The organism is Priestia sp. SB1 (assembly GCF_038898415.1).
Genome location: NZ_JBBJSS010000009.1, coordinates 296773 through 303268 on the forward strand (window position 1 = coordinate 296773; position 6496 = coordinate 303268).

Genomic DNA, 6496 nt, shown 5'->3' on the forward strand with positions numbered 1-6496 from the left:
ACCGTCACAATTGTGGCGGTTTTTTGTTTATCTAGGATTTGGCACTTCATTTCCTCTACGTAAATTTTCAAATGAAACGGTTAAAATCGTGTTAGTAATTCGAACTTGTGAAACAGGGGAAACGCTGTATAAGTTAAAAAGTTCAAATATCCAGGGATCACGTTTTTTCAGCTGTCGCGCGGCTTTTTCGACGCGTTCGTTAATAGATCCGCTGTAATTGTTATAGTTATCATCAACAAATCTTACAATGGAACGAAATAAGTATTCTGTTAGTTTGCTATCCATCCCGCCTCGTTGAGCATCTCTGTAGATGGACTGATACTGGCGTTTTAAAATTTTCATCACTCTGTCTACATCGCGTGTAGATCTAACTTCCTCTTCTTCATGCAGGATATAAGAAAATAAGTCTTCATTGTATCTATAAGGTTCTAAATAATTTTCATTCGTAGTAGGAACCACTGGATGGTAGTAGCGCGGCATATAGGGGTAAACCCATTGACTGTACATGAGACATTCACACCTTCCTCGTTCATTTTCCATTAGTTTATGCACTAGCGTGCTAGCTGCTGCATGTTTGTTTTAAATAAAATTTAGGGGTTTGATAATAGGACCACCCTCTAAATTCTTGATAAGTCGATACAAAATAAATGTAAATCGGTGTATTTAGCAAGTCTGGATAATGTTGAAAAAACGCTTGGTCTCCGTAAAATATTGCTTCTAAAGCAAGCGGAAGCTTCCGGCGGAAAATGTGATAACGAAGCTGTGCTTGCTCGCGGCTGAACTCACCTCCGCTAACAAAAACTTCGCCTTGAATAACTGCTTGTCGGTCTGTTACGTGAAGAGCAGCTAGTACTTCATCACGCATATTTTTATCTATCGCCTTGTTGTTATATGAGCATCCGATGCTTAAAAAAAGCTGACCGGTTGTATCAGAATGAGTAAGAGTATATTTTCTTCCAGAAACCGGATAGGAGGAAGTAGCAGGGGGAATGAGAGTTGTAGAGAGTTTTGAAGAATTAAACGAACTCATAGTCATTGACACTCCTTTTTTTGAATAAATTTCAATATTATACGGCGCTATGGGCTCAGATGTGATAAATGTCTACTTTCTTTCTGCAACAAAGGCGTTTTGATGTACTTTTTGAGAAATGAATGGTAATATTTAACTAAAATTATGCGTGTACAGTCCCCGAAGATTGTCTTCAAAAGCAAATGTGAATGGAGGTTATCACTTGAATATCACAACGTTTGACGGTAAGTATGGAAACTGGTTAACGACTAAAAACCCTCTTCAATTTCAAGCAGCGACTGCCTATGGGAACATTGGGCTGGCTCCTATCTATTGGGGAACAAAAGAAGAAAAAAATGGATGGTATTACATGTATCAGCCTGAAGAAATAACGGGCGTTCAAGTAGAAGGTGAAGTTGATGGTGGTAAATTTCTCATTCGAATTCCTGATGACTGGAATGGAAAGTTAGTTATGTCGGGAGTTCCAGCTACCAGAGATGAGAAATCAACGGATTTACTGTTCAGCGACTATGTGTTGGCAAAAGGGTTTGCGTTTGCTGCTTCTGATAAAGGGACACAGGGAGAAGAAGTGAGAGATGATCCATTTGCTAAAGCAAAAAACGCTCTAGTCAAAGAAGAAGACTCCATTAGAAAATGGCATATTCAATACCGAGAAGTGACAAAAATTGCTCAGAGATTTTTGTTTGAAAATTATCGTCACAAACTCCAGAAAGAAGTGACAGAATATTTTGATATAAAAACGTATGCTTTAGGTATTTCTAATGGGGGTTATGTTGTTCGCTATGCTTTAGAAAACGATGGGAAAAATGGAGAGCCTCAGCTTTTTAATGGAGGGGTTGAATGGGAAGGGGTTATGTGGCGAGCTGATCACGATAACTTGATCACTTCCCTAACACCTGTTGTAAATCATGCCGAAGAAGCACTGTATACGGTAGGTGAATCGCAAAAAGAAGCTTTGCACCGGTTGTATCAAGCAGGGTTGCCAAAAGGATCTGAGTTTTTATGGCCATATCATGACCAGTATTATTGGTTTTTAACACTTAATATATATAGAGATGAGTTTGACAGTCAAGCACCTGGAAGCATTCCGTGGCAAAAATACTTGACGCTTTTTGAAAACGGAGTTAGAGATCGTTCGTTAGATTCTATTTTTAAAAAGTATGATTATCAAGAAAGACCACAAGATGTTAAGCAAAAAGTTCGTGAAATTGAAAATACAGGTGATATTTCCGTTCCGTTGATAAGCATTACAGGGTCGTTAGATGCTCTTATTTTTCCGGATATTCATGCTTATCCTTATGAACAACTGGTAAAAGATTCTGGTAAGCAGCACCTTCATCGTCACTACGTAATTGAAAATGGAAACCATATTGATAGCTTAGTATGGAATCATCAAATTGATCCAGATCGAAAGCTTCAGCCTCTCCTTCCTTATGTGTATCAAGGATTTGAACTGCTATGTGATTGGGTGGAGAATTTTGAAGAACCTCCGAAAAATAAGAAAATAAGTGTGCCTCTCAAGGAAATGCATGTAAAGGATCTAAAAACAGAGGAAGACGTGCTGCCGTTGACTACAAAGAAAAGCATATCAACAAAAAAATAAATCGTCGAAAACCGTGCCGAAGGCGCGGTTTTTAATTTAGAAAAGCAACATTTGAATAAAAACAGCTTCTATGAATACAAAATATTATAGTGCGATAAGAATGGAATATACGTTATTTGTTATTTATTTTTATCTATTTAAAATAAAAATAATAAAAACATTGAACAAAACCGAACTTTTGTGTTAGATTAATAACTATAATTCGTACATTTATTAAATGGCTACAGTTGAAAGGAGCAAAAAACATCATGACAGCGAAAGTAATTAAAGGAAAAGAAGTAGCGCAAGAACTGCGCGCCGCATTAAAAGAAGAGGTAGCTCAATTAAAAACAAAAGGTATCGTTCCTGGTTTAACCGTAATTTTAGTAGGAGAAAACCCTGCTTCCCAATCATATGTAAAAGCAAAAGCAAAGGCTTGTGAAGAAATCGGTGTTGCGTCTGAAATTATCAAACGTGACGTAACGATTACGGAAGAAGAGCTTTTAAACGAAATCCATCACTTGAATGGAAATCCATCTGTTCATGGTATTCTTATTCAACTTCCATTACCAAAACATATTGATGAAAAAGCAGTATTAAATGCTGTATCTCCTAAAAAAGATGTAGATGGCTTCCACCCAGTAAGCGTAGGGAATATGGTCATTGGCGATGAGTGCTATTTACCATGTACACCACACGGTATCGTTGAGTTAATTAAACGTTCAGGTGAAGAAATTTCAGGTAAACATGCGGTAGTAATTGGACGAAGCAATATTGTTGGTAAACCAGTATCCATGCTGTTACTTCAAGAAAGTGCAACGGTAACAATTGCTCACTCTCGCACAAAAGATTTATCTGCTTTAACAAAACAAGCTGATATTCTTGTGTCAGCTGTAGGACAACCTAGACTTATCAAAGCAGATGATATTAAGCCGGGTGCCATTGTAATTGATGTAGGTAACACAATGGAAAATGGTAAACTCGTTGGTGATGTTGATTACGAAGCGGCTTTAGAAGTTGCAGGTTATATCACACCAGTACCAGGCGGCGTTGGTCCGATGACCATCACAATGCTATTAAAAAATACGGTAGACGCTGCTAAAACAATTAACAACGTAAAATAATAGAAAGTTAAAAATCCCGTGCGTATATGCACGGGATTTTTTTGCTTCAGTAATGGAATGAAAGCTAAAAGAATAGAATGTAACATTCTGTATAGAAAGAGGAGGAAGCGATGGTTACGTTACCTGCAACGGTATATTCTCAACAAATAGTGAAGAAAAAGTTAAACGTTTACTATCCAGCTGTTCATTTGACTAATCCAGCTGTTCAGCACAGCATTAACAGTAAGATCTTGCAGCGTACGAATGAATTAATTCGTCAGCAGGGATATGGAGAAAATCCGGATACAGAAGAAACGGGTTATTATGAGTTGAAAACAAACGAGCGAAATGTGCTCAGCTTAACGCTTGTCAATTTTGCTTATTCCGGGGGAGCGCACGGATTGACCGTGGTAGTTCCGTTAACGTTTAATGTGCTGACTGGAAAAACGTATCAACTAAAAGATTTGTTTAAAAAAGACAGTAATTACGTAAGTGTTCTTTCTAAAATAGTAGGAGCGCAAATAAAAGAGCGCGATATTATGGTTCTTGGAGAATATAAAGGAATTAAACCAAATCAGGATTTTTATATCGCCGATAAATCACTTGTACTATTTTATCAGCTGTATGACCTGGCTCCTTACGCATATGGAATTCCTTACTTTCCAATTTCTATCTATGCTATTCAAGATATTATTACAGATGAAAGTCCACTTGGACAAATGTTTGGATAAAGTTATAAAAAATTGCGGTGCGGCCGTACGTATCTTTTTAATTCGGCCGCTAACTGCTGACGAAGCGAACGAACGCCAATCGCTTCAGCAATATCTTTTGCTACAGGAAACACCCCGATTTTAGTGATATGAACACGAAGATAACCCTCGTACAAGCATCCTCGCTCCGCATGCTTGATTTTGGTGCGTACAACAGCTTCTATTTTATCGTTTTCATTTTGCAAAGGGTAAGAATCTGTAATATGAAAACGAAAAGAATATTCCTCCATCACCATCATCCTTTTTTCTATGATATGTACTAGCATACTATACAAATAGTGAATCAGAAAAAATAAATGTGTCAAAAGAACAAAGCGCAAAGTAATCAAGGAAGCAGTTTCTTGCATGTAATGATCATTATTTGTGAACGATAACAGAAAAAGACAAAAAGCTGGAGTTGCGATGATAAAAATAGCATTCAAAGGATTACTTATTATTTTATCTTTATATATTCTGTATGTGGTTATAACGGCGGTGGTTCTCTTTTATGTACCTTTAAAAATAGGAGAGGAAACGACCTCAATTAAACCGGCTAGCTTTTTTGGTCACAGTGAGTCTACGGACCGAGTGAGACTTCTTGAAGATGGTTATGAGGCAGGAAGAGTTCGTATTCAAATGATTCAACAAGCTGAGAAATCGATTGATATTGCTTATTACTCAATAGGAAAAGGAGAGTCAACTGATTTAATTATGGCCGCTCTTTTTAAAGCAGCTGATCGAGGCGTCCATACTCGCGTTCTTTTGGATGGGATAGCTAACGGCTTACGGGGAAACCGAAGGGGCGTGCTCTATGCATTAGCTTCACATCCTAATATTGAAGTGAAGTATTACGAACCGTTTCAATTGTTTAAACCTTGGGCGTGGCAAAATCGTATGCATGACAAAATAATGGTTGTAGACGGACAGCTAGGCATAATAGGGGGACGGAATATAGGGGACAAATATTTGGCTAAAAAGCCTCCTCCAGACTTCGTCTATGATCGTGATGTCTTTATTACAAACAGTAAACATAAACAAGATAGCGTCATCACTCAAATGCAAAATTATATAAATGAATTATGGGCTCATCCCTACACTAAAAAAGCTTTTCATCATCTCACACAGTACCAGGTTGATCAGGGGAAGAGGATGAAAGCTTTGCTGCTGCAGCAATATGATAAAGCTAAGCAAGTAGGAGAAACGTTTGCGACCCCCAAGATTAATTGGAATGCTTCCACCGTTTCTACAAAGCGTGTTTCTTTTATTCATAATCCAATTGAACGCTTTAATAAACGACCTTTTATGTGGAAAACGTTTATTAACCTAGCAGAAGAAGCTAACCGCTCTGTTCTTATTCAAAGTCCTTATGTGGTGCCCACCAATGCGATGAGAAAGTATACAGCCATGAAAAAGAAGCCAGACGTTCAATGGACGCTACTCACAAATTCAGTTACATCTACGCCCAATGTGTTGGCTTTTTCCGGATATATTAGTATGCGTGATACGATTATGAAGACAGGTGTAAAGCTTTACGAATACCAAGGACCTTATTCGATCCATGCAAAGTCTGTGATTTATGATCAAAGACTTAGCGCCGTAGGCTCTTTTAATTTAGATTCCCGTTCTACATTTTTGAATAACGAATCAATGGTCATTATCGATAGTCAAAAATTTGCAAAAGAGTTGACGATGGCGATGGAAAACAAAATGGATAAAAGTATTCTTATTGCCAATCACAAGCGCTGGGTTAAACCTCCTGAAATCCAAAAGAAAGAAGAGCCTGTTATGAAGCGTACCTTACTGTATACCCTTGCAAAAGTAACGAGGTTTTTTAAGGAGTTTATTTAAATAATCGGCAGTAGAACAAAAAGCACTCAATGAACATTGGGACTGACCCCTGTTTTTGAGACAGGGATCAAAACACCTTTTAAACGACCAGTTGCCGATATTGTACCGGTGACTGGTTGTTTAGTTTTGTTTGAATACGGGCATTGTTATAATAAGTAATATAGTTTTTGACGGTTTGCTCTAC

The 6496-nt window shown here is 37.7% G+C and carries 8 protein-coding genes; 4 read left to right on the forward strand and 4 right to left on the reverse strand.

Features of this window, described 5'->3' with window-relative positions; genetic code table 11:
- Window positions 1-27: 27 nt before the first annotated feature.
- Entirely contained in the window at window positions 28-540 is a 513-nt protein-coding gene (locus WKH56_RS29285; protein ID WP_342837187.1) for a hypothetical protein, read from the reverse strand.
- A gap of 19 nt (window positions 541-559) precedes the next feature.
- On the reverse strand, window positions 560-1030 hold the full coding sequence (locus WKH56_RS29290; protein WP_310884375.1) for a staygreen family protein: 471 nt from the start codon (window positions 1028-1030) through the stop codon (window positions 560-562).
- 202 nt (window positions 1031-1232) lie between these two features.
- Between WKH56_RS29290 and WKH56_RS29295 the strand changes: the two genes are divergently transcribed.
- From WKH56_RS29295 to WKH56_RS29305, 3 genes are all read left to right on the forward strand, one after another.
- Complete coding sequence (locus WKH56_RS29295; protein ID WP_034265692.1) at window positions 1233-2633, forward strand: tannase/feruloyl esterase family alpha/beta hydrolase; 1401 nt, start codon at window positions 1233-1235, stop codon at window positions 2631-2633.
- A 248-nt stretch (window positions 2634-2881) separates the two neighbouring features.
- Window positions 2882-3736, forward strand: a complete 855-nt coding sequence (gene folD / locus WKH56_RS29300; protein ID WP_028408722.1) for a bifunctional methylenetetrahydrofolate dehydrogenase/methenyltetrahydrofolate cyclohydrolase FolD — start codon at window positions 2882-2884, stop codon at window positions 3734-3736.
- Between the two features lie 110 nt (window positions 3737-3846).
- Window positions 3847-4446 carry a DUF3298 and DUF4163 domain-containing protein gene (locus WKH56_RS29305; protein WP_048021191.1) on the forward strand — a complete coding sequence of 200 codons (600 nt, stop codon included), beginning with the start codon at window positions 3847-3849 and terminating at the stop codon, window positions 4444-4446.
- A 2-nt stretch (window positions 4447-4448) separates the two neighbouring features.
- Here the strand turns inward: WKH56_RS29305 and WKH56_RS29310 are convergent, their stop codons facing one another.
- A complete protein-coding gene (locus tag WKH56_RS29310; RefSeq protein ID WP_028413557.1) occupies window positions 4449-4715 on the reverse strand; it encodes a hypothetical protein in 267 nt (88 codons plus the stop codon).
- 172 nt (window positions 4716-4887) lie between these two features.
- Here WKH56_RS29310 and WKH56_RS29315 point away from each other — a divergent pair, with 172 nt between their 5' ends.
- Window positions 4888-6312: a phospholipase D-like domain-containing protein gene (locus WKH56_RS29315; protein WP_048021499.1), complete on the forward strand. Its 1425-nt coding sequence runs from the start codon at window positions 4888-4890 to the stop codon at window positions 6310-6312.
- A 79-nt stretch (window positions 6313-6391) separates the two neighbouring features.
- Here WKH56_RS29315 and WKH56_RS29320 read toward each other — a convergent pair.
- Window positions 6392-6496: IS3 family transposase (locus WKH56_RS29320; protein ID WP_342837201.1), on the reverse strand; the 105-nt coding region annotated here is incomplete at its 5' end.